The sequence below is a fragment of the Thalassobacillus sp. C254 genome, assembly GCF_001310615.1.
This window is the reverse complement of record NZ_BAXQ01000008.1, coordinates 32,660-57,816: the sequence shown is the minus strand read 5'-3', so window position 1 is coordinate 57,816 and position 25,157 is coordinate 32,660. Positions and strand designations below refer to the sequence as shown.

Genomic DNA, 25,157 nt, shown 5'->3' with positions numbered 1-25,157 from the left:
AGCAGGGGAGAAAAGCTCCCCTGCTTTTTTAACGATTATTTTTTGATACTCTGCGGGCGTGGATTATGCTTCCTGCCATACCGCCCCAGATAATCATCATCCCTAAAATCATCATAAACAGTGCGCTGCCAGTCATAGCTATCAACCCTCCCTTTCTTGCGAATCAACTTCATCAACTATGTCACGACTTCTCCAGCGGATTGCCATAAAGACAAACCCTGCAATGATTGCGAAAGCAGCTACAGCCCAACCGCCCCAAAGAATAAATGCATCTGAATATCCTTCATAGTTACCGGTTTCTGTATCAAACAGACCAAGCAGGTTTGTTCTGAAGAGATCAAACATCATGTACCCTAAAACAACTGGTGTAATGACGCCTAAACAAACCTTCCACCAAAGACCAAGACGGATATCCGAAATACCATTGGCGTGATCCTGAAACACATTAAGCTTACGCATGATCCACGCTATAGCAATGACCTGGACGAGGCCAATAAAGGCTACACCAAACTGGTTAATAAAGTAATCTGCAGCATCGAGGAAGAACAATCCACCTTGCGTAGCAAAGACCAAGGAGATCAATGCTGCAATCCCTCCGCCAATCGTTACAGCCTTTGCTCTGGAAATTCCAAACTTCTCAGAGATCCCTTTGACGTAGGTTTCAGAAATTGAGATTAAAGATGATAAACCTGCAAGGACAAGTGAGGCAAAGAACAAAAAGCCAAACAGCCCGTTTAAAGCCGGAAACTCATTTATTATCATTGGAAAGACCACAAAAGCAAGACCAATACCACCGGCTACCACTTCAGATACACCAACACCTGCCTGCATGGCCATAAAACCAAGGGCAGCAAATACTCCAATACCTGCAAGTAATTCAAAGCTTGAATTACTAAATCCTGTAATAAAAGCATTGTTGGTGATGTCAGATTTCTTTGGTAAATAACTGGAATACGTGATCATAATGGCAAAGGCTATCGACAAACTAAAGAATATTTGTCCGTATGCCGCGACCCACACACTTCCAGATGTAATGGTTTCAAAGTTAGGTTCGAAAAATGCCTGGAGACCGTCTACCGCTCCTGGAAGCGTAACCGCACGAATAACTATAATTAAGAATAAGACAACAAGTGTTGGAATAAAAATACGGTTAGCCCACTCAATCCCTTTTTGAACCCCTCTAAATAACACACCAAGTGTTACGACCCAGACAATAATTAACGGTATTAATACACCAGGGACAAAGCTTCCTACCTGTCCGGGCACCTCGGCAAGGTTTAAGTAGTCCCCGAATAAAAATCCTTCAGTATCTTCTCCCCATGTCTGGTTAATGGCGAAAACACTGTAAGACATTGCCCAAGCAATAATGACAGCGTAGTAGGTTGAAATGACAAACGAGACAAATACAGCCCACCATCCGATCCATTCTGCCTTTCTGTTCATCCGCGCATAACTCAGCGGTGCAGATCCGCGATACTTATGACCGATAGTAAATTCCAGAATCAACAACGGAATACCTGCAGTTAACAAGGCAAATAGATAAGGAATAAAGAATGCTCCGCCGCCATTTTCGTATGCTACTGCCGGGAACCGCCAAATATTGCCCAGGCCAATAGCCGAACCTACGGCCGCTAAAATAAAACCTGCTCTAGTTCCCCACTGCTCTCTCATGGGAACCTTCCCCCTTCATCTCTTTTTAGATTGGTTACTACAATAAAGAATATTCAGAAAAATATAAGTTAGACTAGATGTATTATCTTCTTTTTCCACCCTTGCACAGCGTTTGAGTTGTGAACTTCCCTCCTTTTCGACTTTTTTTGACAATTCGTTATCTCATTATATTTTTTATTAGGACTATTGTCAACGTTTTTTTCTAAATCACTTGTTGTTTGTGAAATATACCTTCCTCTTCCTCCTTACAAATGTTCTATGTAAATAATACCTTTCCTCCTTTTTTTCAAAAAAAGGAAAGCAATAATAATTTATTTGATTGCAAAAGTGAGAAACGCCTGTGAGATTGCTCGCGCCAGGGATTCCCCAAGGTGTTTTTACGAGGAATCTAAGGCCATGCCGGCGGCCTAAAAGGCACCGTGAATACGAATGAAGAGCACGTGAGCGGCTGAGGCGCTTGTACCTTTAGATGCTTATGGAGCGTCTGGTAACAGATATCAAAACCAAAAAAAGAGAGTTTTCCGCAAAAGCTTACGCTTTTGGGACACTCTCTGAAAATATCTTCTATGGTTTTCTTTTTAGTCAGGGACTATTTCCATCTCCTGATCAGGAACTTCAAGAACTTCTTCCTCATTCTCTTCACTAGGATGAATAATATCTTCAAGATCCTTTTCCTGTATGATTGCCGGTGCCGGCATATCACCTTGCCCGTGATTGTAGAAATCCGGAACCTGACCGGAAACAAACACCATGCCAATAGGAATTGAGGTTGGAACCACCGCGTCATCAGTGGCAAAAGGGATAACGACTTTGACGTCTACTTCCAGATCAAGGGAAACCCTTATATATGTGTTATTGATCCCTGACTCATAAATAGACTCAGTCATCGTTGCTTTCACATCACCAATCGCTGTAAAACGTACAGGAACCTTAGGGCCCAAATGAGCGAGCAGGGCATTATTAGTCGCCTGCCCAAGGGGGATCATATGAATAATACCGTTTTCAGTAAAAGTTTCTTTATCAAACTCCATCTCTATTCCATCCGGGAGACCTAAATCCTCAATTTTGCCCTCTTCTACCATTTTTAAATACTTTTGTACCCTTAACGTAGCTTCAGAAAGCACCCTGTTTGAAACCTGAGGATTAAAGCCTACGGACGTAATATTTCCCTGGTTATCCTTCTCAATGACCATGAGCTCTTCCATATCAATGTTTTCTACAATTTTCTTTGAAATGGCATCATTTATAGCCTGAGTGGCAATTTTTTGTGTTTCTGTTTTTGCAATTGCAATTAAGGTTGGACGGATCCCCTGATCCACCAGCCACAACCCCTGGATTGTGAGCGCAATAAAGATTATTGACGAAAGCAAAAAGACATACCGAAATGGGAGGGGTCCTTTTTGTCTTTTCCATCTTCTGTTTTTCCCCATAAAAATGCCCCCTTTGCCTACTTTATGTGTATGCAAGAGGGGACGGGGTATATACTTATCCTTTTTTCGTTCCTTCCTTGGAGCATAAAAGGGAAGAAATCCCTTTACCCTAGCCTTTCCTTTTATAAGTCAGAAACCGGTGTGGATACTTATTTTTCTCATCCACTGTTCCTTCCTTTTCCTCGATTAGCTTCCATTCTTCCTCATTCCACTCTGGAAAGTAGGTATCGCCATCAAATTTCTCATCTATTATTGTAAGGTATAATTTTTCAGCTTCCGGAAAGAGCTCCTCAAACACCTTAGCTCCCCCAATTACAAAAACCTCTCCATGATCATCTCCGTAGTTATGAACGTCCTCAGGGGAATGAATGATTTCACACCCTTCTGCTGTATAGTTCTCATCTTTGGTTAAAATAACGTTTGTCCTTTTTGGAAGAGGTTTTCCAATGGATTCAAAGGTTTTTCTTCCCATGACAATAGGTGAGTCAATCGTCGTCTCTTTGAAGTGCTTTAAATCGGCCGGCAGGTACCATGGCAGCTTATTGTCTTTCCCAATAACTCCTTGCTTGTCCATCGCTACTACAAACGAAATCATACAGAAACTTCTCCTTTAATGTGTGGATGAGGGTCGTACTTTTAAAATAAAATCATCAATAGTAAAATCAAATATCGATTTTACGTCTGGATTTATTTCCATTGTCGGGAGGGGACGAGGGTCTCTTGTTAATTGAAGCTGAATTTGCTCTACATGATTTAAATAAATATGCGCATCCCCAAAGGTATGGATAAATTCATGTGCCTCCAGGTCACAAACCTGGGCAATCATTTTTGTTAAGAGAGCGTATGATGCAATGTTAAAGGGAACCCCGAGAAACACATCGGCGCTTCGCTGATACAGCTGGCAGGAAAGCTTGCCATCTACAACGTAGAATTGAAACAGGCAGTGGCAGGGAGCCAGAGCCATATCCTCTATTTCAGCAGCGTTCCATGCATTAACAATTAATCGCCTGGAATCAGGATTATTCTTAATTTGGTCAATCACTTCAGATATTTGGTCAACCGTCCGTCCGTTTGCTCCCTCCCAGGATCTCCATTGCTTTCCGTATATAGGGCCAAGCTCACCATCTTCATCAGCCCACTCATTCCAAATTCTTACGTTATTATCCTGCAGATATTTCACGTTTGTGTCCCCTTTTAGAAACCAGAGGAGTTCGTGGATGATAGAACGGAGATGGAGCTTCTTCGTTGTAATAACCGGGAACCCTTCTTGAAGATTAAACCTGGTTTGGTAGCCAAAGGTGCTTATTGTTCCTGTTCCTGTCCTGTCTTCTTTTTTCGTTCCATTGTCTAAGATGTGCCGACATAGGTCCAAATATTGCTGCATGCCTTGTACCGCCCTTCTGTTAAATCATTACTTCCCATTGTAACACCTGCCAGAGATTTTTTCCCTACTCTTACTCTCCCTGTTTTACACAAAATCCCGCAAGCTTTGTCTGACCCCGTACGCTTGCAAGAAGACCTCTACTGTAATTAAATGCTGTTGCTTTCAAAAATCCAGCTTACCAGACAGACAAAGAAAGTCCGTTTTTTTGATCGTAAAAAGGCTTGTCCACCGCAAAGGTGCAACCGTTACAAGCGAGAAACGAATGTCATGCCTGCCTCTTTAAAAGGGCATAACAAAACAGGAAACCACCGTGCTTTCCTAAAAGAAAAGACCGGTTTCAATAAACCGGTCAGTTATTCATACCATTTTAAGCAGTGCTTCTTTACCTGGCATACCTTTTGTAATGCCCATCTTTTCAGCTTCTACTGTAACGGATTCAAGAGGAGCTTCCAGAAGCTCTTCTATGCTCCTGACTCCCACGGCTCGGCCAGCTATGACTTTTCGATCTTTTAACTTGGCGTTTAATAAGCCTACGTCCAGTGCTCCGCACATAATATATCCTTTTTCATTCGTCACTGCCATTAGTTTGGTCTTCGGTAAGTCTACAGTGACAGCTTTAAAGAGTTTTCCTTGTATTTCAACAGGCTCCATTTTCATCATTATTTAACGCCCCCCTCCTATACACCTCTCGCCCCTACTATATGCAGAGTACTCATCTCTCGTGCCATCAGAGAAGGTGTTTTCAAAAGAGAAAGGTTCTATGCGTAATCTTTTAATGTTTTTGCCAGAATATCTCTCATTAGCTCCGGCATGAAGTATTCCTTATATTCAGCCTGGGACAGTCCAGGGTACAAGGGACCAAACGTAAACATGTCAGCAGTCGCTACCGAGTAATATTCCTGTAATTCGATAGCTTTGCCATTGATGTAGATACCATCTACACGCGTGTGTCCATTGCCTCCAGGTGTGGTATGGACTTCCATTCCGCTGAAAGCCATTCTCCCCAGCATCTCTCCGCGAAAACCGAATCCTTTTAATGGAAGGTGGATCATTTTTTCTGTAAATGCTGCATGGATTGTTTCCTTTAATACTGCTCCCTTAACTTTTACGATACAAGGATTGATTGGGTGGGGACAGAGCCGATGAAGCTCTCTTCTCGTAATCACACCTGGAGATAATGATTCAAGAAGCAGCCCTGAATTAATCATCGCTAGTTCAGTTCCGCACCATTCTCGCACACCTGTTGCCAGCATATCGGCAAACTGTGAAGGTTCTGTCCATGAAATTTCCAATGGCTGCTTAAGTTCAACAATGGGAGTTTCCATAACCTTACTTGATTCTATCTGCAGCTCTTCCATAAGTACTTGCGTCTCTTCACACATAGGATGATGGCTGACCTCTATGGCTCCTCCTTCCTTGTGTTTCACCCTTTTTGTTTCCTCGTCAACAAGCAAACGTATCTGTCCCGCATAGTAACCGTGCTTTCCGCACTGAGCACTAGTGTGCCATTGATATTCTGTGCTGTTTTTAGAAGATTATGAGTATGAGCGCCAAGGATTACATCTATATCCTTATGTTCCCGGGCAATTTTCTCATCATTATGATAGCCAAGGTGAGACAGGAGAATAATAATATCAGCCTTTTGCTTCACCTCGCTCACTAGCGATGGTAATAGAGTCTCCGGGTCCTTTATCTGCCAGCCCAATTGGTCGTAGAATGGATAAAACGGAACCGTTACTCCAATGATGCCTATCACCGTATCATTTTCAACAGTTATGAAATCATAGGGCTTGGCCCAACTGGGGCGACTTCCATCCTTTTCAAACAAGTTAGCTGTGAGAACCGTGAATTGTGCATCATCATATAAATGATCCAAATCTTCTTTTGAAAAAGTGATTCCTTCATTATTTCCTATAGTTACGTGGTGGATAGCGTTTTATTCAGCAGCCTGACATTCCCCTTGCCTTTTGTCCCTTCTGTAATAGGGTGTACTCGGTCTGCGTGATCTCCTATATCAAAGAATAAAGCTGTTTCTTTACGAGTTTTATGATACTTATCCTGATGATTCAAAAATCCCGCAGCCAAAGGCCACTGAGATAAGTGACTGTGTAAATCGTTAGTATGGTAAATATAAATTGGATAGTCTGCCATAGCTTCACCGCCTTCGTTTTCAAATCATGCCCTTTCCCTTACACTCTTAGCCAGAGTCATGAGAGGGAGAGCAAAACAACAGCCATCCTTTCATTAGTGCTCTCAAGGACTCTTCCCACTTCCTTTATGATCTTCAAACAAGCTCAGCTGTTTTGGAGCCAGACCTTCATAAGAGATTCCAGCCAGCTCCAAAAACGATTTTGCATTTGGTGCTGCATCTCCGCCAGAATTATTATTAAAGAGCATATAAATATCTTTGGTTTCGTCTTTTATTTTATCAATATTCTCCAGCCATTCGTTTAATTCATTCCTCGAATAATTATAAAGATAGCGAGTTTCTCTCCACTTATCTCCTTTGGCTGGCTTTTTCCACGCTTCATGGTTCCTTCCGTGAAGACGTATAAGAGTTTTTTCAGAATGAGTGGGGTGCAAAACAGTCGGCACGGAAGCTTCTCCAATTTGCGGCTCGTCACAAATGCTGTGAATCCACTCTTCACGCTCCATAAACTCTAAGGTCTTATTATAATATTCTGGTGAAAACCAGGTATTATTCCTAAATTCCAAAGCTGCCGGGAGTGTTCCTAATTTATCCTTTGTGTAGCGGAGGAACTCTACATTTTCTTTATTACAGTCGAACCAGGGTGGAAACTGGCAAAGTACCATCGCAAGCTTCCCGCTCTCAATGACCGGCTCTAGTGACTCAAGATATGCTTCGTACATTTCCTCTTTTGAAGCAAATGGGATCTCTTTTCGTTCATGTCCTGTCATGCCCTGATAAGCTTTCACAACAAATCTGAAATTATCTGGTGTTTCCCTCACCCATTTTTCATAGTTTCGTTGCGGTTGCACCGCGTAAAAAGATGCATCTACTTCAACAGTAGGAAAATGACTGCCGTACTCTTTTAATTTCTCACCTGGGCGCGTTCCCTTGCTGTAAAGGGTGTCATGATCCCCCAGCCTGTGACTCCAACGTAAATCATAGATTGCCCCTCCAAATTAGCTGATTATCGTTCCCACTCATTTTCCCTTAGCAGTATAATACATACACCTGTTTTTTTAAATTGAAAGTCTTGAACATAAGAAAAAGCGAACCCATCTGGGTTCGCTTTTCCATGGCTGCCGTCATAATAGACTTACCCGATGGAACCTTCCATTTCAAAGCGGATAAGACGGTTCATCTCTACCGCATACTCCATTGGCAGTTCTTTTGTAAATGGTTCGATAAAGCCCATTACGATCATTTCTGTCGCTTCTTCTTCAGAAATTCCGCGGCTCATCAAATAAAATAACTGATCCTCTGACACTTTAGAAACTGTCGCTTCGTGCTCAAGAGTAATGTTGTTATTTAGAATTTCGTTGTAAGGAATTGTATCGGAGGTAGACTCGTTGTCCATGATAAGAGTATCACACTCAATCTTGGACTTGGATCCTTCAGACTTACGTCCAAAGTGAGCAATTCCGCGATACGTTACCTTACCGCCGTGTTTAGAAATTGATTTTGAGACGATGGTTGAAGAACAATTCGGTGCTAAATGCATTACCTTTGCACCGGCATCCTGATGCTGCCCTTTCCCGGCAATGGCAATGGAAAGAATTGTACCTTTTGCTCCTTCGCCTTTCATAATGACAGCTGGGTACTTCATCGTCAGCTTTGAACCGATATTACCGTCAACCCACTCCATGGTAGCACCAGCTTCAGCAACTGCACGCTTTGTTACCAGGTTAAAGATATTAGGTGCCCAGTTCTGGATGGTTGTATAACGGCAGTAAGCGTCTTTTTTAACGATGATTTCAACCACTGCACTATGCAGAGAGTTTGTGGAATATACAGGCGCTGTACATCCTTCTACATAGTGTACAGAGCTGTCTTCATCCGCGATAATAAGCGTACGCTCAAACTGACCCATGTTCTCAGAGTTAATACGGAAATAAGCTTGTAGAGGTGTATCCGTTTTTACACCTTTTGGAACATAGATAAAGGATCCGCCGGACCACACAGCTGAATTCAAGGCAGCAAATTTGTTATCCGATGGAGGAATCACTGTGCCAAAGTGCTTACGGAAAATTTCTTCGTCCTCTTTCAACGCTGTATCCGTATCTTTAAAGATAATCCCTTGAGCTTCAAGGTCTTCTTGCATATTGTGATAGACCACTTCAGATTCATACTGCGCGGATACACCAGCAAGGTATTTCTGTTCTGCTTCAGGAATTCCCAGTTTATCGAACGTGTTCTTAATTTCTTCCGGTACTTCATCCCAAGACTTTTCGGAGCGCTCAGAAGGCTTAACATAATAAGTGATCTCATCGAACTTCAATTCTGCAAGATCTCCGCCCCACTGAGGCATAGGCATTTTGTAAAACTGCTCTAGAGACTTCAAGCGGAAATTCAGCATCCATTCCGGCTCTTCTTTGATTTTTGAAATTTGACGGACTATCTCTTCAGTAAGCCCGCGCTCTGAACGATAAATCGATACGTCTTTGTCATGAAAGCCGTATTTATATTCGCCGATTTCAGGCATTTTCTTAGCCATGTGAAAACCCTCCTTAAAAGTAGCATGCAATACATGCTTATAAAATCCCAAGTCCCGAAGTCAGCCTTCTGTACCTAACTTTCTTCTTCAGGTACAAAACGCCTTCTTCCTATTCTTCTTCGTTATTTAATCCTTTTTCCATGGCCTTCCATGCTAAGGTTGCACATTTAATTCGTGCAGGAAACTTCTGAACCCCTTGAAGCTTCTATATCACCAAGGTCGTATTTTTCATCGTCATAATCTTCTCCCTGCATCATCTTGGAGAAAATATCTGCTAGTTCAAGCGCTTCTTCCACAGGTCTTCCCTTAATTACTTCAGTCATCATCGAAGCAGAGGATAAACTGATCGAACAGCCTTCACCTGAAAACTTAGCTTCAGAAATCTTTCCATCCTCAACTTGCATTTGAAGTTCAATGCGGTCTCCGCATGTAGGGTTATTCATGTTCACTGTTAACGTATCTCCTCAATACCTCCGCGGTTTCGGGGATTTTTATAGTGATCCATGATGACTTGCCGGTATAGGGTATCTAGATTGTTACTATGCAAAGACATCACCGAAATACTCCTTTGTTTTTATTAGGCCTTTCACTAGAGCATCAACATCTTCTTCGGTGTTATATAGATAAAAGCTGGCACGGGCAGTTGCTGTCGCTTTCAGCCACCTCATCAGCGGCTGGGCACAATGATGGCCTGCCCGGACTGCTATTCCTTCAGAATCAAGAACTGTTGCCAGGTCATGAGGATGGACGTTTTCTACATTAAAAGTGACAATACCCGCCCGTTTTTTCGGTCCATATATCTGCAATCCTTTCACTTCGCTTTGAAGCCTTTCGATTGCATAATTGACGAGCTTCGTTTCATGCTCTTCTATATTCTCAAGCCCTATTTCGTTCAGAAAATCAATGGCTGCTGCCAGCCCAATGGCTCCTCCGATAATTGGGGTTCCACCTTCAAACTTCCATGGAAGCTCCTTCCAGGTAGATTCCTGCCAATCAACAAAATCGATCATTTCGCCGCCAAATTCAACGGGCTCCATGTTATTCAGCCACTTCTTTTTACCATACAATACCCCGATTCCAGTTGGCCCACACATCTTATGACCGGAAAATGCCAGAAAATCACAATCAATATCCTGCACATCCACTTTCATATGAGGAATGCTTTGTGCGCCATCTATTACGGATACTGCTCCTTTTTCGTGAGCAATAGACGTAATTTCTTTTACCGGATTGATTGTACCTAATACATTGGAAACCTGGATTACAGCTACAATCTTTGTGTTATCCGTAACCGTTTCCCTTACATCTTCAAGGGAAATGGATCCGTCTTCCTGCATAGGAATATACTTTAGAGTGGCTCCTGTAGCCTTAGCTGCCTGCTGCCAGGGAATGATATTACTATGATGCTCCATTTGTGTAATAACAATCTCATCGCCTTCTGAGAGGTTGTCGCGGGCGTAGCTTGAAGCTACCAGGTTGAGGGCAGCTGTTGCCCCCCTCGTAAACACGATCTCTTCTGTACTTTTGGCATTAATGAAAGCCCTGACCTTTTCCCTTGCTCCTTCATAGCCTTCAGTAGCCAGTGTTCCCAGGGTGTGGACACCACGGTGTACATTGGAGTTATACCGGCGGTAATAGTCATCCAACTTCTCAATCACCTGTACAGGCTTTTGAGAAGTGGCTGAGCTATCTAAATATACTAAAGGATGGCCATTGACCTCCTGATCCAAGATGGGAAACATCTTGCGGATTTCACGTACATCCATTAGTAAACCTTCCTTTCAATAAGTTCAGTAAGGCTGTTTCTTACAGATTCAATAGGCAGTTCGTTTACTACAGGTGCCAGGAAACCAAAAATAATCAAGCGTTCGGCTTCTGTCCGGGAGATCCCGCGGCTCATCATGTAGAACATTTGCATTGGATCAATTTGCCCTACTGATGCTGCGTGTCCTGCCGTAACATCATCTTCATCAATCAAGAGGATCGGGTTGGCGTCTCCCCGTGCTTTCTCGCTTAGCATAAGAACACGTTCTGTCTGTACTCCGTCAGACTTGGTTGCCCCATGCTCAATCTTTGTAATCCCATTGAAGATTGAGCTTGCTTTATCCTTCATGACCCCATGAGTCAAGATATACCCACGGGAATTCTTGCCGAAATGAACCATATTGGAAACAAAGTTCTGGCTCTGCTCCCCACGTCCGATGGTCACTGTTTTCGTGTCTCCATAGGATCCATCTCCAACGAGGAGAGTAATGTTTTCAGAAACCGTATTTCCTTCGTTCATTTGGCCAAGCACCCAGTCAATTCTTCCATCCTTCTCTACGTGGCCACGACGGTTAGTGTAAGTGGTCACGCCTTTTTCAAAATTATCTACGCCGCAGAATGTAATGTTGGATCCGGGTCCTGCATATACTTCTGCTACATTATTTGCTACAGCGGCAGCTTCTTTATTAAATGACACGTAGTTCTCTAAAAATGTCACCTTGCTGTTATCTTCAGCAGCAACAATCACGTGGTTGAATAGAGCAGCTTCCCCGTCCTCTTGCCAGTTAATCGTTTGAAGAGGCACTGTGATCTCTACGTTCTTTGGCACATAGAGGAAGGTACCGCCGTTCATAAGAGCTACGTGAAGTGCAGTTAAGCGGTGCTCATCTACATCAACCGCTTTGCCCATAAAGTACTTTTTCACAAGCTCTTCATGGTTTTGAACTGCTGTCTGCATATCGGTAAAAATGACACCCTGCTCTTCTAAAGCACTGCTTACATTTTTATAAACGGGAACTCCGTCACGATAAACAATCACATTTTGTTCACCAGAGCTCTTATCGATAAGCTTTTGAATATTTTCATCAAGGTCTTCCACTTTATCAAAAGTTTCAGAAGGCTTGCCCTCATGTTTAAATTCAGTGAAATTCCATTTTGTAATATTGGTCTTTTCCGGTTTTGGCAAACCAAGCTTTTCCGCAAGCTGGTAGGCAGCCACTCGTTGTTCAGTCAGCCACTCAGGTTCGCCCTTTCCTTTTGAAAAATCTCTGATATATTGTTCGTCGAACGTCAACTTAGTATCCACTGACATGATATAACCTCCTACGCTTGCGTTTCTTGGCCGACTTTTTCATCTTCAATGCCAAGCTCTTCTTTAATCCAGTCATAGCCTTCTGCTTCCAGGCGCTCAGCAAGTTCTGCCCCGCCGGTTTTCACAATACGTCCTTGCATCATGACATGGACTTTATCAGGAGTGATGTAGTTCAATAGACGCTGGTAGTGAGTGATAATTAAACAGCCAAACTCAGGCCCTCTCATGTCGTTAACTCCATTAGAAACGACTTTTAAGGCATCAATATCAAGACCAGAGTCAATTTCATCAAGAATAGCGATCTTTGGTTCAAGCATAAGAAGCTGAAGAATTTCGTTACGCTTTTTCTCCCCACCGGAAAAGCCTTCATTCAGGTAACGCTGGGAGAAAGCCTGGTCCATATCCAGAACGTCCATTTTTTCATCCATTTTGCGGATAAATTTCATAAGAGAAATTTCTTTTCCTTCTTCTCGGCCAGCATTAATGGCTGAACGCATGAAATCAGCATTTGTTACACCAGCGATTTCACTCGGATACTGCATAGCCAGGAAAAGCCCGGCTCTTGCACGCTCATCTACTTCCATATCCAAAACGTCTTTTCCGTCTAAAAAGACTTTACCGCTCGTAATTTCATATTTAGGATGCCCCATAATAGCAGAAGCGAGGTGGATTTCCCCGTACCGTTAGGTCCCATAATTGCGTGTATTTCTCCACCCTTAATTTCAAGGTTAAAATCTTTAATAATTTCTTTTCCTTCAATAGCTACATGAAGATTTTCGATCTTAAGGTTAGGTGCTGACATCTAAAAATACCTCCATATTTATAAATATAATGGGTGACTTGCATACCCCTTATTCTCAATCTATTATCATTATAATTTTATAACAAATCCAAACTAAGTTCAAGGAGTTACCACTATCCCTGTGTTGTTAAACATAATCTTTACCTAGTTTACCTTGAATAACTACTATGTTACAACTATCGCGGCCAAGAAGTTTCATCGTACCATATGTCCTGAAGATTGAATATATTTAAAAAAGTACTCACTATGTGCCTTCCTGACCGAAGGTGAGGATTTATTCTATGTTTGTAAACACGTATTTTTTTATTGTAACAAATCTTTGCAAAAAAGGAGAGAAGCGTTTAAGAAACCTGTCAGCTGTTCCTTCATGTTTAAGTCAGAAAGGACGTAAAAGAACAGAGGGGCGCCGCCGCTCTGTTCTGTTTATACGCTCAATCTCACAACCATTTTTCCATAGGACCCTTGACCTTACAGAAAAGGCTGTTTTGAAAATTTTGCGCAAGTAAACATGTAACCGGGACACCCCTTGCCCTTCTTGTAACATGACTGCCAAGAAAAGACGTTCAAATTAGTGAGTATTTTGCTGAAGGTCCTGAATGGCTTCTTGTACGAGAGTCACTGCCTGACTCATGGCAGCCCCGCCTCCAAAGGCAGCGGTCACTCCTAAGGCTTCTAATATCTCCTTTTCACTGCATCCCTGATCCAGACATCCCTGTGTATGATAAATAATACAATACTCATCTTGTGAATATACACTCAGGCCCAGAGCAATCAGCTGTTTTTCTTTTTGAGACAATTCCCCTTCTTCAAAACACGCTTCAGTAAAAGCATTATATTTACGCGCAATATGAGGAATCTGCTCAGTAAAGTGTCCTAAACCCGCTTTGTAGTCATGCAATGCTTGTTGAATAAGTGATGTTTCCTGGTTATCCTGCGATTGATTCATTTTCGTTCTCCTCCTTAATCTCCATATCAAACTTTAGGGTTTACAAAAATTCCATGTTCATACACAAAGAGCTCTTTTTCTGTAAGCCTGTGCCTTCCCTTTATTCTTCACTCTCAGGCACATACAGCCCCTGCTCTTTTGAGTAAGGAAAGACCTTACCGTTTCTTTACCATACATATAAAATAAGAGAACACGTTTAATTAATAAAAAATGCCGGCTCCTTCAAGGAACCGGCATTTCACTCTTATTATTACTCGTTAACTGGGATAACAGACCCATCGTATTCTTCAAGAATAAAATCTTGAACTTCTTCAGAACGAAGCACTTCGACTAACGTTTGAATTGCTTCATTATCTTCATCGCCGCTGCGCACAGCAATCACATTCACATAGGGGTTATCATCTGGAGATTCAATAGCAATAGCATCTTCAGCTGGTGATAAGCCGTGGTCAATCGCATAATTGGAGTTAATAAGAACAGCATCGCCTTCGTTATTATCAAAAGCCTGTGGAAGCATAGCTGCTTCTACGTTATCACGAAAATTGAGGTCTCTAGGGTTTTCTTCAATATCATCAATGGTAGCTTCCACACCTGCCCCTTCAGTTAAGGTGATAAGCCCTTCATCTTCAAGCATTGATAAGATTCTTCCATGGTCAGCCACTGAGCTGCTCATGATAATTTCAGCACCTTCAGGCAGGTCATCTAAGCTGTCATACTCCTGAGAGTAAACACCAATCGGCTCAATATGGATTCCGCCGGCATTTTCAAAATCATAGCCATGCTCCTCAATTTGAGACTCAAGGTACGGGATGTGCTGGAAATAATTTGCGTCCAATTCTTCTTGATCAAGCGCCTGGTTAGGAACGATATAATCATTAAACGTTCTAATATCAAGAGTAATACCTTCTTCTTCAAGTTGATCAGATGCAAATTCTAAGATTTCAGCATGAGGGACATTCGAAGCTCCAATTGTGAGCTCCTGCTCCTCTTCCTCTGTAGCATCAGTATCATCTTCTTCAACGCCCTCTTCTGCTTCTTCTACGTCAACCTCTGTGCCGTCTCCTTCACCATCTCCTGCAGTATCGTCCTCCTCGCTGTGCCGCAGGCTGCCAGAACAAGTACTAATGCAAACACAGATAAAACATGCAATAAATACTTCATGTACGTTTCTCCTCCTTTATCTTTTATCAATTGTATGTGTAAGCCGATCGCCAATCCATTGTAGAACAAATACAATAATCAGGATGGCAATGGTAGCCACTAAGGTAACATCGGGATTATTCCGCTGGAAACCCTCCCGGAAAGCTAAATCTCCCAGTCCTCCTGCACCAATTACTCCAGCCATTGCGGTATAGCTTACTAAAGCTATAGCTGTTACTGTAATACCGGAAATCAATGCTGGCATGGACTCAGGCAATAAAACTTTGAAAATAATCTGCTGCTGATTTGCTCCCATAGACTGAGCCGCTTCAATGACACCTTTGTCCACTTCACGGAGTCCAATTTCAACCATACGGGCGTAAAATGGTGCCGCCCCGATAATAAGTGCCGGCAAGGCCGCGCTTGGCCCAAGCATTGTCCCTACTATAATGGTTGTCAGGGGGATCAGCAGGATAATTAATATAATGAAAGGAATAGACCTGAATAAATTTACAAAACCCGCAATAATGCTGTTTACAAACCTGTTTTCCCACAAGTTCCCCTTGCCCGTAAGGTAAAGGAGAAGTCCTAGTAAAATACCAAGAACAAACGTAGCTGCTACCGATACAAGACTCATATAAATCGTCTCTACGGTAGCATCCCACATCCGCTCCCAGTGTACATTTGGAAACAGAGTCTCAATCATTAGTTAACACCTCCGCCTCCACTTGCTGCTCTTTAATAAACTGAAGAGCACTCTGCAAATTGCTTTCCGTTCCATCCAGACGGACAAACAATGTGCCATAGCTCCCTTCCCTTGTCTGTGAAATCTTTCCTTGAAGAATATTGACACTCACCTGGAACTTCTGGATGATTTCAGTCATCAAAGGCTGTTCGGCATCATCACCCACAAAGGTAAGCTTTAGGATGGGGCCGCCTTCTGTTCCCTTTAACAGTTCAGAAATTGCTTCCATTGTTTCTTCAGGTTCAGTAATTTGTTTTACAAATTCTTTGGTCATCTCTTGCTTAGGATTGCGGAATACATCAAGAACAGGGCCCTCTTCTACCACTTTTCCACCTTCCATAACCGCTACATGGTGGCAGATTTTTCGAATGACATGCATCTCATGGGTAATCAGGACAATGGTCAGGCCAAGCTTTTGATTAATATCCACTAGTAAGTCCAGTATAGAATCTGTTGTCTTTGGATCAAGAGCGGACGTCGCCTCATCGCACAATAGCACTTTAGGGTTGTTCGCAAGAGCGCGGGCAATGCCTACTCTTTGCTTTTGCCCCCCGCTAAGCTGAGAAGGATAGGCATCCCCTCTTCCCTCCAGGCCGACTAGCTTAATAAGTTCGTTAACTCTTGACCGCCTTTCTTCTTTTGGTGTTCCGGCAATCTCTAAAGGAAAAGCAATATTTTCGGCAACCGTTCTGGACCAAAGCAGATTGAAATGCTGGAATATCATGCTGATCTCCTGCCTGGCTTTTCTTAATGACCTTCCTTTTAAGTTGGACATATTATTGCCGGCCACAGTAACCTCGCCTTCACTTGGTCGCTCAAGCATATTAAGCATCCGAATCAATGTACTTTTGCCGGCTCCACTGTACCCGATGACACCATAAATTTCGCCTTCTTCTATTGTAAGGTTGACCCCGTCAACCGCAGTGACCGTTCCACTTTTTGTACTAAAAATCTTTTTTAAGTTTTTTAACGTAATCATATAGACCACCCTTGGGTATTTTAAATCCTATTTCACTTATCTGGAAACTTAGTTCCCTTTCCGTTATAAGCACTTGATTTCCAGGAACCAAGTGCACCTTATGAAGAAGCTTTCTGCAGCTTCTTTATTAATTTTCTTTTAAGTGACAAACACCGCAGAAACGAAAAAAACCTTCTGCTTATCAGTGAGCAGAAAGGTCCTGTATATGCGCCTTTCTCTCATCTTGCAACGCTCAGCGGGCATTGCAGGAATTGGCACCTTATCAACTCACATTGACGGTTGCCGGGCTTCAACGGGCCTTTCCCTCCACCACTCTTGATAAGAGCATTAAATTATTTTCTACAATATTCAACACTAAATTGAATATTAGCACGGGAAATAGAGAGTGTCAATACAATGACAAGGTGGGTTATTTTACCGGGTCAGGTGCCTGGCACCACAGCATATTGTAATATATTTTCCCCTTTATCTAAGGGGTTAGGCCTGATTTATGTTACTTCAAGGTCTTGGTGCCTGACACCAATTAAAAAAGCACCCTTTTACAGGGTGCTTATGTACCGTTGATTAGTCTTCGCTAACCATTTCCTCATACTCTTCAGCTGACATAAGTTGGTCAAGCTCACTTTTGTCGGATGGCTCAACAACAATCATCCATGCTTTTTCATAAGGTGAGTCATTAACAAATTCAGGAGAATCGTCAAGGTCTTCGTTCACCTCTACTACTTTTCCGCTTACTGGCGCATACAATTCAGATACGGTTTTTACAGATTCAACGCTTCCAAAAGGCTCGTCTGCTTCTACTTCGTCTCCCTCTTCCGGAAGCTCTACAAAAACGATGTCTCCCAGCTCTGATTGTGCGAAGTCAGTAATTCCAATGCGGACTTTGCCGTCTTCCTCTTTTACCCACTCATGTTCCTCTGAATACTTTAATTCTTTTGGCAGATTCATAATTATCCCTCCATTTCAACTTCTTTTTTGAAAGCAGGCTGCCCTGACAGGCATTACCTCTTCCATAATTCCTCAAATTGCTCTTCTTTAAACCCTACTGACACCTTTGTTCCATCGGTTACAATTGGGCGTTTGAGGAGCATACCGTCTGAAGCCAGAATATCCAGAAGCTCGTCCTCACCCGCTGTCTTCACCTTATCCTTTAGGCCAAGTTCACGGTATTTCTTGCCGCTCGTATTAAAAAACTTCCGAAGCTCAAGTCCGCTCTTTTCATAGAGCTCCTTGATCCGGTCACGGCTGGGAGGATCTTCGACGATATGGTACTCATTATAATCGATACCATGCTCTTCTATCCAACGTTTTGCTTTTCGGCATGTGCCGCATGAAGGATACCCATAATACGTCAGGCTCATTTTTACTTTCTCCCCTTTTTGATAAAATCCTTCTTTATTATATCCTATCTTTTGAAAGAAAGAGAAATAAGTAAGTTTGTATGTAGGAACCTGGAAAAGAATTAGTAAAAAGCTTGTTAAATGGACAAAGAAGCCCCATAGGGACTTCTTTGCCTCACTTAGCAGAGAGGAGATTACCTTTCAAAGAAAGGAGATATATTATATTGAGGTTATAAAACCCCAAATTGAATAACAAAGTTACACAACGTATTTTTCTTCTTTGAGTACACGCTCAGCAATTTCACGCTTTTTCGTTACCACATTGATTGGAGTATGACGAACCAGCTTCCGTAAAATACCCAGCATGGACCGAAGCGTATCGCCTTCTTCCATGTGAACCAGAGATTCTTTTGCATTGGCTTCAATCCGGTTCATCGCTTCCTGACAGAACACTTGGTTAGCAAAAGCTTGTTGCCCTCTTTGCTTTCGCCATTTTTATTGATTGCTTTTTCTGTTCTGAGGATGACAGACTCCATGGCATAGATATCACTTACAATGTCAGCAACATTTATCAGAAGCTCTTGTTCTTTTTCCAAGTCATGAGCATACTTTTGAGCTCCGTTTCCTGCCACCATGAGGAAGATCTTTTTCGCATTGCCAAGGAGATATTTCTCTTGTTCCAAAGCAGCATCACCAGGCTCTTCCGGCATCATCATCATAAGCTCTTCCTGAAGCCCCTGGGCTTTCTCAAGGAGAGGAAGCTCTCCTTTCATTGCTTTTCTCATAATGGTGCCAGGCACCAGCATACGGTTTATTTCATTTGTGCCTTCAAATATGCGGTTGATGCGGGAATCACGGTAGGCACGTTCTACTTCATATTCGGCCATAAAGCCATAGCCCCCGTGAATTTGAACAGCTTCATCAACCACATAATCCAAAACCTCGGATCCGAAGAATTTATTCAAGGAGCATTCAATGGCGTATTCTGCAATTGATGTAGCAACCTTTCCTCCGTCTTCCTGTTCTTCATCTGTGAGTTTGCCAAGCTGCTCTTCAAAAAGCCCGCCTGTGCGGTAAATGGAACTTTCAGCCGCGTAAGTCTGTACAGCCATCGTTCCAAGCTTTTCCTGAATGGCAGTAAATTTTCCGATCGGAGTTTTAAACTGCTTGCGCTCATTCGCATAGGCAGCCGCAAGCTCAATCCCGCGTTTTGAACCTCCTACACATCCTACCCCGAGCTTATAACGCCCTACATTTAAGATATTAAATGCAATCACGTGTCCACGGCCGATTTCTCCAAGCACATTCTCGGCAGGAACACTTGCATCTTCCAAAATTAAGGTACGCGTAGAAGAACCTTTAATCCCCATTTTCTTTTCCTCTGGTCCGGTGCTTACCCCGTCATACTCTTTTTCTACAATAAACGCAGTGAATTTTTCTCCATCAATTTTTGCGTATACCACAAAGATGTCAGCAAAAGCGGAGTTTGTGATCCATTGCTTTTCCCCGTTTAGAATGTAATGAGTACCTTCTTCATTTAATACTGCAGTGGTCTTCGCTCCAAGAGCATCTGAACCTGAACTTGGCTCTGTCAGAGCGTAGGCTGCAATTTTTTCTCCAGACGAGAGCGGAGGTAAATATTTTTTCTTTTGCTCTTCATTTCCAAAAAACACGATAGGCAGAGAACCAATTCCAACATGTGCCCCGTGGCTTAAAGAAAAGGCTCCAGCACGGGAGAATTTTTCTGTGATAAGAGAGGAACTGATTTTGTCCAGCCCAAGCCCTTCATACTTCTCGGGTACATCTGCTCCCAACAGTCCAAGCTCTCCCGCTTTAGTCAGCAGGTTGCGCGAAATGTCGAACTGGTGATTCTCTATTTCATCGATGTGAGGGACAACCTCCCCCACAACAAACTCTTCTGTCGTTTTTGCTATCATTTTATGCTCTTCACTAAAATCCTCTGGTGTGAATACCTGGTCAGCTCTTACTTCTTCAATTAAAAATCCTCCGCCTTTAACCCCTAACTCTGTAGTGCTGCTCATTTTCATACCCCCATCTATATATTAAATAAGCTCAAAGACTCCAGCTGCACCCATTCCTCCGCCAATGCACATAGTAACAACGCCAAACTGTTCACCACGGCGTTTCATTTCATGAATAAGGCTTAATGTTAACTTTGTACCGGAACAGCCAAGAGGATGCCCAAGTGCAATTGCCCCGCCGTTTACGTTGACTTTATCGTAGTCTAAACCAAGCTTGCGAATAACATGGAGAGACTGAGATGCAAAGGCTTCATTCAACTCAAACAGCCCAATATCGGAAAGGTCAAGTCCCGCTTGCTTTACAGCCTTTGGAATGGCTTCCACAGGCCCCACTCCCATGATTTCCGGGCGAACACCGGCCACTGCAAAAGATTTGAATTTGACTAACGGAGTTAATCCGTCCGCTTCTGCTTTTTCACGATTCATAACAAGGACAGAAGCTGCTCCATCACTCATTTGTGAAGCGTTCCCCGCTGTAACTGAGCCTTTTGGGTGAAAAGCCGGGCGCAGTTTCGCAAGCGTTTCTTTTGTCGTGCCTTCCCTTACACCTTCATCTCTGGAAAAAGTCACTGCTTTTTCCTGCAGCTTATGGTCTGCCCCTACTGAACGCATGGTGACTTCCACAGGAACAATTTCTTCGTCAAATTTCCCTTCTTTTATTGCACGAGCTGCTCGATTATGACTTTCAGCTGCAAACTCATCCTGGTCTTCACGGCTGACATCAAATTCCTTGGCTACTTGTTCTGCCGTGTAACCCATCCCCATGTAATATTCAGGCATTTCCTCTACGATGGTAGGGTTAGGAGAAATCACGTGCCCCCCATCGGGATTAGACTCATAGACTCAGCACCGCCAGCAATAATAGTTTCAGAGTTTCCTAGCATAATTCGCTCGGCGGCATAAGCGATGCTTTGCAGACCAGACGAACAATACCTATTTATAGTTATCGCAGGTACGTTAACAGGAAGGCCGGCCAGCGCAGAAATGTTACGTGCAAGGTTCATACCTTGTTCTGCCTCAGGCATGGCACAGCCAATAATTACATCTTCTACTTGCGATGCATCGAAATTATTTGCTCTTTTTAAGGTTTCCTTTATGGTTAAAGCGCCAAAATCATCAGGGCGCATGGTAGCAAGTGTTCCTTTTTTTGCTTTTCCGACCGGGGTACGTGCCCCAGCCACAATCACCGCTTCCTTCAAGACCCTTCCCTCCATTCTTCATCTATAGTCTAGTTACGTAACGGCTTCCCTTTTGTCAGCATGTGCTGCATTCTTTGCTGGGTTTTTGGCTCTCCCACCAGGCTTAAGAAAGCTTCACGTTCAAGGTCAAGCAGGTACTGTTCATCTACTTCAGTTCCTTTGGCTATACGGCCTCCAGCTAACACGAATGCCAGCTTTTGGGCTATTTTCACGTCGTGGTCAGAAACCATTCCTCCATACTGCATGGTTTTTGCTCCGAGCAGCATTGCAGCATACCCAGATTCCCCAACTACCGGAATCTTTTTACGCTGCGGCGGACGGTAGCCCGTGTCATGTAAAAAGATGGCATGCTGTTTTGCATTGTGGATCGTATGATCTCCATTAAAAGTTACACCATCTCGGGAGCTTAAAAATCCATTTTTTCTGGCTTCATCAGCTGAAGTGGAAACCTTCGCCATGGCAATTTTTTCAAACGTGTCATTTGCCACAGCCTGTAAGTCAATTTGTGCACCTTGCGGCAGGCTTTCAATTCCACGGAGATAAAGCTCTTTGTTACCTCCGCCGCCAGGAATTAATCCCACCCCAACTTCAACAAGACCCATGTAAGTCTCTGAAGAGGCTTGAATGCTTGCTGATGGAAGGCAGATTTCCGTTCCACCTCCGAGAGTCATTCCATGGGGAGCAGTCACCACCGGACGGTTTGCATACCTGATCCTTGCCATCGTCTTTTGGAATTGGCGAATCACCATGTCGATTTCAAAAAAGCCGCCGTCTTGCGCTTCCATTAAAATCATCATCAGGTTAGCACCCACACAGAAATTCTTCCCATGGTTTCCAATAACCAGTCCTTTGTAGTTCTTTTCTACTTCATCGATGGATTTGTTAATCATCTGCAGCACATCAGGACCGATAGAATTATTTGGAGAATGGAATTCCAGACAAGCGACCTCGTCACCAATATCAATGAGTGAAGCCCCATTATTCTTCATGATGACATTTGAGTCATCCGATTTAAGCGTTTTCAAATTAATTGCTTTTTTATTCTTTACGATCTGTTTGTATTCTCCGTTATGGTAAAACTCTTCTTTGCCACGGTAAAAAGATGCATGACCATTCTGAAGCATCTCCTTCACCCATGCAGGAACACTTCTTCCCTCTCCCTCCATCTTTTCAACAGATTTTTCCAAACCAATGGCATCCCACGTTTCAAACGGACCCATTTCCCATCCAAATCCCCATTTGATCGCTTGATCAATGGCAAGAATATCATTTGCAATTTCATCAGCTTTTTCAGCTGAATATATAAGCACCGGTGCAAGTACATTCCATATAAACTGACCCGCTTTATCATCTGCATATACAAGGACTTTCAATTTATCAGGGAGCTTTTTTGCCTGTTTTGCTTGTTCAGTTGCTGCTGTTTTCAGCTTTTTTCTTGGGACATACTCGAAGCTTTCGGCTCAAGCTCTAATATCTCACTGCCTTTTTCACCCTTCTTCTTCACAAAGAACCCTTGCCCTGCCTTGCTTCCGATCCAGCCTCTCTCCGCCATATCTTTCATAAATTGTGGAGGATCAAAGGTTTCTTTTTCTTCTCCTTCCACCTGGTCATATACATTTTTTGCAACGTGCAGAAATGTATCTAATCCAACCACATCAAGTGTGCGGAAAGTTGCACTTTTCGGCCGTCCGATTGCCGGACCTGTAATGGAATCAACTTCCCCGACAGAAAATCCGGATTTCAACATTTCCTGAACAGTAACAAGAAGCCCATAAGTTCCGATACGATTTCCTATGAAGTTAGGGGTATCTTTCGCTTCCACTACACCTTTCCCAAGTGTATTTTCGGCAAATTCCTTCATAAAGGAAAGCACTTCTTCACTCGTATCTTTCGTAGGAATGATCTCAAGAAGCTTTAAGTAACGAGGGGGGTTAAAAAAGTGCGTACCCAGGAAGTTAGATCTGAACTCAGGTGAGCAGTCTTCAGACATTGCTTCTATAGAAATTCCTGAAGTATTTGAGCTGACAATTGTACCTGGTGTGATGTTAGCTTCTACTTCAGCAAAAACTTTTTTCTTAATATCAAGGTTTTCAACGACAACTTCAATCACCCAGTCAACCTCTGATAGCCGTTTCATATCATCTTCCATGTTTCCGGGTTCAATAAGAGTAATATTTTCTTTTACAGTAAGGGGAGCGGGCTTTTGCTTTAACAGCTTCTTCACAGCTGTGGCACTCAACCGATTCTTTACCTGTTTATGGTCGATCTCCAGGCCTTTTTCTTTTTCTTCATTTGTAAGTTCCTTTGGAGCAATGTCCAATAGAAGGACAGGTATTCCAATGTTTGCAAGATGTGCTGCAATGCCCGATCCCATAACTCCTGAACCGAGAACAGCGACTTTGTTAATGCTGCCTTTCATCGTCTTCCTCCCTCTCCTTGAATGAATACTCATTCATAATATAGACAAAAAAATTAACCACTTTCTGAATGGCTGTTCATTTCTATCCTTACTATAAATTATATTCCTGATTATATCAATACTGTGCTTACAGAAAATTATTATTTTTTTGAGTCCTTTAACAAAGAAAGTGGTTTTTCTTGTTATCATCAAGAAAATTGTTTCTAATTCACTTTTATAATTTTTTTGTATAGCTTCTTCCTCCATTTCTCAAACTAAATACGTGTTTATATAAAAAGGAGGTTGTTTTATGCAGCAGCAAAGCGAACAAAATCAGCAGCAGGTAATGCCTCAGCCGCCGAATGTCGTTACGACAAAGGACGAAATTTACATTACTGACATGTTGTCATGGAATCTTTTAGCCGCCAAAAAGTCCCATTATTTCGCTCAACAGTGTACAGATACTGATGTTAAGAGCGCACTCGAAAGTGTCTCTCAAATGCACGTACGCCACTATCAGCAAATTCTTTCTCACCTTCAATCTAACAATCAGCCTATTCAACCTACTCAATAAGGAGGCAGTACACATATGACACAGCAAAGCAAGATACAAAATCCGGAAACTCAAGTTCCTAAGTCCCTGCCATGAATGACCGGGATTTCCTAAATGATATTTTGACTACAGAAAAGTATATGACTTCCTCATACAGTATCGCTTTAAATGAGGCAAGCCATGAATCTCTTTATCAGGACCTGGCTGCGATTATGAATGAAACTCAGGATTCACAGCGCCACTTATTCAATGTGATGTTCGAAAAAGGGTGGTACAGCTTTGATGCCGCTCAGCAAAATTCATTACAACAGAGCTTTCAGCAGTTCACCGGTTATAACAACCAGCTGCCTAGCGGCGGGTTGACTCAATAAGATAAAGAAAGTCGTGCAAACAGCGGCTAACGTCAGACTGTATGCAGACAAAAGCAGCCCTTCTGCATCGCTCTTTGGTATGGTGGGAGCGGAAGAAGGGCTGTCCTGCTTATTGATCTTCTTTCCCTTTCTTTCTATTAGCTTCATTCAGCCTTTTGATTTCCCCAGTCAATTCTCTCATGTTTTCCTTTGCATCCGGGTAAGACTCAATCCAATGTCTTGTTAATGGAGGCATGTTTTTAGAAATATGCATATAAAGGGCCCATGTTTCCACTTTTTTCTTAAGCTCCGGAGTACTTTCCCCAAGCAAGAGTTCAGTGTATTTCTCTAGTAATCCATCCACCTGTTCTTGAAATTGTTTATCCATTTTCTCCTCCTCCTTTCACTTTACTTTTAAAT

The 25,157-nt window shown here is 42.7% G+C and carries 19 protein-coding genes, 9 pseudogenes and 1 riboswitch; of the genes and pseudogenes, 2 read left to right on the top strand and 26 right to left on the bottom strand.

All coding sequences use genetic code 11. The annotated features are described in order from the left end of the window. Positions 1-28: 28 nt before the first annotated feature. The 25 genes and pseudogenes from JCM19033_RS23405 to JCM19033_RS09580 form a co-directional block, all read right to left on the bottom strand. Positions 29-136, bottom strand: a complete 108-nt coding sequence (locus JCM19033_RS23405) for a methionine/alanine import family NSS transporter small subunit (RefSeq protein ID WP_157049829.1) — start codon at positions 134-136, stop codon at positions 29-31. 5 nt (positions 137-141) lie between these two features. After that, the gene (locus tag JCM19033_RS09685; protein ID WP_054636164.1) at positions 142-1,671 is read right to left on the bottom strand and encodes a sodium-dependent transporter; all 1,530 of its coding nucleotides are present in this window, start codon (positions 1,669-1,671) and stop codon (positions 142-144) included. A 578-nt stretch (positions 1,672-2,249) separates the two neighbouring features. Then, positions 2,250-3,101 carry a sporulation protein YunB gene (yunB, locus tag JCM19033_RS09680; RefSeq protein WP_054636163.1) on the bottom strand — a complete coding sequence of 284 codons (852 nt, stop codon included), beginning with the start codon at positions 3,099-3,101 and terminating at the stop codon, positions 2,250-2,252. A gap of 109 nt (positions 3,102-3,210) precedes the next feature. Beyond that, the gene (locus JCM19033_RS09675) at positions 3,211-3,696 is read right to left on the bottom strand and encodes a dihydrofolate reductase (protein WP_054636162.1); all 486 of its coding nucleotides are present in this window, start codon (positions 3,694-3,696) and stop codon (positions 3,211-3,213) included. After that, positions 3,693-4,485 (bottom strand): annotated as a pseudogene (locus JCM19033_RS09670) (thymidylate synthase). Before JCM19033_RS09670 ends, JCM19033_RS09675 begins: the two are co-directional and overlap by 4 nt. A 357-nt stretch (positions 4,486-4,842) precedes the next feature. Beyond that, the gene (locus JCM19033_RS09665) at positions 4,843-5,145 is read right to left on the bottom strand and encodes a YunC family protein (protein WP_054636161.1); all 303 of its coding nucleotides are present in this window, start codon (positions 5,143-5,145) and stop codon (positions 4,843-4,845) included. Positions 5,146-5,243: 98 nt separating this feature from the next. Next, positions 5,244-5,912 carry a 5'-nucleotidase C-terminal domain-containing protein gene (locus tag JCM19033_RS25555; RefSeq protein WP_269758108.1) on the bottom strand — a complete coding sequence of 223 codons (669 nt, stop codon included), beginning with the start codon at positions 5,910-5,912 and terminating at the stop codon, positions 5,244-5,246. Further along, a complete protein-coding gene (locus tag JCM19033_RS25550) occupies positions 5,909-6,361 on the bottom strand; it encodes a hypothetical protein (protein WP_269758107.1) in 453 nt (150 codons plus the stop codon). Before JCM19033_RS25550 ends, JCM19033_RS25555 begins: the two co-directional genes overlap by 4 nt. Before the next feature lie 41 nt (positions 6,362-6,402). Continuing rightward, the gene (locus tag JCM19033_RS25545) at positions 6,403-6,636 is read right to left on the bottom strand and encodes a hypothetical protein (RefSeq protein WP_269758106.1); all 234 of its coding nucleotides are present in this window, start codon (positions 6,634-6,636) and stop codon (positions 6,403-6,405) included. A 102-nt stretch (positions 6,637-6,738) separates the two neighbouring features. Continuing rightward, a pseudogene (locus JCM19033_RS09655) lies at positions 6,739-7,616 on the bottom strand (DUF72 domain-containing protein). Positions 7,617-7,769: 153 nt separating this feature from the next. Then, positions 7,770-9,167, bottom strand: coding sequence for a Fe-S cluster assembly protein SufB (gene sufB, locus JCM19033_RS09650; protein ID WP_054636160.1), 1,398 nt, complete (start codon positions 9,165-9,167; stop codon positions 7,770-7,772). Between the two features lie 109 nt (positions 9,168-9,276). Then, positions 9,277-9,714 (bottom strand): annotated as a pseudogene (sufU, locus tag JCM19033_RS09645) (Fe-S cluster assembly sulfur transfer protein SufU). Beyond that, positions 9,707-10,933 carry a cysteine desulfurase gene (locus tag JCM19033_RS09640; protein ID WP_054636159.1) on the bottom strand — a complete coding sequence of 409 codons (1,227 nt, stop codon included), beginning with the start codon at positions 10,931-10,933 and terminating at the stop codon, positions 9,707-9,709. Before JCM19033_RS09640 ends, sufU begins: the two are co-directional and overlap by 8 nt. Further along, a complete protein-coding gene (gene sufD / locus JCM19033_RS09635; RefSeq protein ID WP_054636158.1) occupies positions 10,933-12,243 on the bottom strand; it encodes a Fe-S cluster assembly protein SufD in 1,311 nt (436 codons plus the stop codon). The genes JCM19033_RS09640 and sufD overlap by 1 nt, the downstream gene beginning before the upstream one ends. A gap of 11 nt (positions 12,244-12,254) precedes the next feature. After that, positions 12,255-13,045, bottom strand: a pseudogene (sufC, locus tag JCM19033_RS09630) (Fe-S cluster assembly ATPase SufC). A gap of 568 nt (positions 13,046-13,613) precedes the next feature. Further along, complete coding sequence (locus tag JCM19033_RS09620) at positions 13,614-13,991, bottom strand: carboxymuconolactone decarboxylase family protein (RefSeq protein WP_054636156.1); 378 nt, start codon at positions 13,989-13,991, stop codon at positions 13,614-13,616. Between the two features lie 250 nt (positions 13,992-14,241). Beyond that, a pseudogene (locus tag JCM19033_RS09615) lies at positions 14,242-14,967 on the bottom strand (MetQ/NlpA family ABC transporter substrate-binding protein); the annotation flags it as partial. Positions 14,968-15,029: 62 nt separating this feature from the next. Beyond that, a complete protein-coding gene (locus JCM19033_RS25540) occupies positions 15,030-15,152 on the bottom strand; it encodes a hypothetical protein (protein ID WP_269758105.1) in 123 nt (40 codons plus the stop codon). Positions 15,153-15,168: 16 nt separating this feature from the next. Beyond that, positions 15,169-15,837 (bottom strand): methionine ABC transporter permease, encoded by a 669-nt coding sequence (locus tag JCM19033_RS09610; protein ID WP_054636155.1) that lies wholly within the window; start codon positions 15,835-15,837, stop codon positions 15,169-15,171. Further along, entirely contained in the window at positions 15,830-16,855 is a 1,026-nt protein-coding gene (locus JCM19033_RS09605; RefSeq protein ID WP_054636154.1) for a methionine ABC transporter ATP-binding protein, read from the bottom strand. The genes JCM19033_RS09610 and JCM19033_RS09605 overlap by 8 nt, the downstream gene beginning before the upstream one ends. Before the next feature lie 215 nt (positions 16,856-17,070). Continuing rightward, positions 17,071-17,180: riboswitch (SAM riboswitch) on the bottom strand. Positions 17,181-17,419: 239 nt separating this feature from the next. After that, a complete protein-coding gene (gcvH, locus tag JCM19033_RS09600) occupies positions 17,420-17,803 on the bottom strand; it encodes a glycine cleavage system protein GcvH (RefSeq protein WP_054636153.1) in 384 nt (127 codons plus the stop codon). Between the two features lie 53 nt (positions 17,804-17,856). Next, positions 17,857-18,216, bottom strand: coding sequence for an arsenate reductase family protein (locus JCM19033_RS09595; protein WP_054636152.1), 360 nt, complete (start codon positions 18,214-18,216; stop codon positions 17,857-17,859). Positions 18,217-18,453: 237 nt separating this feature from the next. Further along, positions 18,454-20,237: pseudogene (locus JCM19033_RS09590) on the bottom strand (acyl-CoA dehydrogenase family protein). A 21-nt stretch (positions 20,238-20,258) separates the two neighbouring features. Beyond that, positions 20,259-21,436, bottom strand: a pseudogene (locus JCM19033_RS09585) (acetyl-CoA C-acetyltransferase). A 29-nt stretch (positions 21,437-21,465) separates the two neighbouring features. Further along, positions 21,466-23,855 (bottom strand): annotated as a pseudogene (locus tag JCM19033_RS09580) (3-hydroxyacyl-CoA dehydrogenase NAD-binding domain-containing protein). 289 nt (positions 23,856-24,144) lie between these two features. Here JCM19033_RS09580 and JCM19033_RS09575 point away from each other — a divergent pair. Both JCM19033_RS09575 and JCM19033_RS09570 read left to right on the top strand, forming a co-directional pair. Continuing rightward, on the top strand, positions 24,145-24,408 hold the full coding sequence (locus JCM19033_RS09575; protein ID WP_054636151.1) for a hypothetical protein: 264 nt from the start codon (positions 24,145-24,147) through the stop codon (positions 24,406-24,408). 15 nt (positions 24,409-24,423) lie between these two features. Next, positions 24,424-24,758 (top strand): annotated as a pseudogene (locus JCM19033_RS09570) (spore coat protein). 109 nt (positions 24,759-24,867) lie between these two features. Here the strand turns inward: JCM19033_RS09570 and JCM19033_RS09565 are convergent. Beyond that, positions 24,868-25,125 carry a DUF2573 family protein gene (locus JCM19033_RS09565; protein ID WP_054636150.1) on the bottom strand — a complete coding sequence of 86 codons (258 nt, stop codon included), beginning with the start codon at positions 25,123-25,125 and terminating at the stop codon, positions 24,868-24,870. Positions 25,126-25,157: the final 32 nt, after the last annotated feature.

What these genes read in the sequence shown, in the direction of transcription:
- JCM19033_RS09565 (WP_054636150.1), bottom strand. Translation starts at nt 25,125, where the DNA reads ATGGATAAACAATTTCAAGAACAGGTGGATGGATTACTAGAGAAATAC.
- JCM19033_RS09640 (WP_054636159.1), bottom strand. Translation starts at nt 10,933, where the DNA reads ATGGATGTACGTGAAATCCGCAAGATGTTTCCCATCTTGGATCAGGAG.
- JCM19033_RS09620 (WP_054636156.1), bottom strand. Translation starts at nt 13,991, where the DNA reads ATGAATCAATCGCAGGATAACCAGGAAACATCACTTATTCAACAAGCA.
- JCM19033_RS23405 (WP_157049829.1), bottom strand. Translation starts at nt 136, where the DNA reads ATGACTGGCAGCGCACTGTTTATGATGATTTTAGGGATGATGATTATC.
- JCM19033_RS09610 (WP_054636155.1), bottom strand. Translation starts at nt 15,837, where the DNA reads ATGATTGAGACTCTGTTTCCAAATGTACACTGGGAGCGGATGTGGGAT.
- JCM19033_RS09605 (WP_054636154.1), bottom strand. Translation starts at nt 16,855, where the DNA reads ATGATTACGTTAAAAAACTTAAAAAAGATTTTTAGTACAAAAAGTGGA.
- JCM19033_RS09595 (WP_054636152.1), bottom strand. Translation starts at nt 18,216, where the DNA reads ATGAGCCTGACGTATTATGGGTATCCTTCATGCGGCACATGCCGAAAA.
- JCM19033_RS09575 (WP_054636151.1), top strand. Translation starts at nt 24,145, where the DNA reads ATGCAGCAGCAAAGCGAACAAAATCAGCAGCAGGTAATGCCTCAGCCG.
- sufB (WP_054636160.1), bottom strand. Translation starts at nt 9,167, where the DNA reads ATGGCTAAGAAAATGCCTGAAATCGGCGAATATAAATACGGCTTTCAT.
- yunB (WP_054636163.1), bottom strand. Translation starts at nt 3,101, where the DNA reads ATGGGGAAAAACAGAAGATGGAAAAGACAAAAAGGACCCCTCCCATTT.
- JCM19033_RS25545 (WP_269758106.1), bottom strand. Translation starts at nt 6,636, where the DNA reads ATGGCAGACTATCCAATTTATATTTACCATACTAACGATTTACACAGT.
- JCM19033_RS25540 (WP_269758105.1), bottom strand. Translation starts at nt 15,152, where the DNA reads ATGAAGTATTTATTGCATGTTTTATCTGTGTTTGCATTAGTACTTGTT.
- JCM19033_RS09665 (WP_054636161.1), bottom strand. Translation starts at nt 5,145, where the DNA reads ATGATGAAAATGGAGCCTGTTGAAATACAAGGAAAACTCTTTAAAGCT.
- JCM19033_RS09675 (WP_054636162.1), bottom strand. Translation starts at nt 3,696, where the DNA reads ATGATTTCGTTTGTAGTAGCGATGGACAAGCAAGGAGTTATTGGGAAA.
- sufD (WP_054636158.1), bottom strand. Translation starts at nt 12,243, where the DNA reads ATGTCAGTGGATACTAAGTTGACGTTCGACGAACAATATATCAGAGAT.
- gcvH (WP_054636153.1), bottom strand. Translation starts at nt 17,803, where the DNA reads ATGAATCTGCCAAAAGAATTAAAGTATTCAGAGGAACATGAGTGGGTA.
- JCM19033_RS09685 (WP_054636164.1), bottom strand. Translation starts at nt 1,671, where the DNA reads ATGAGAGAGCAGTGGGGAACTAGAGCAGGTTTTATTTTAGCGGCCGTA.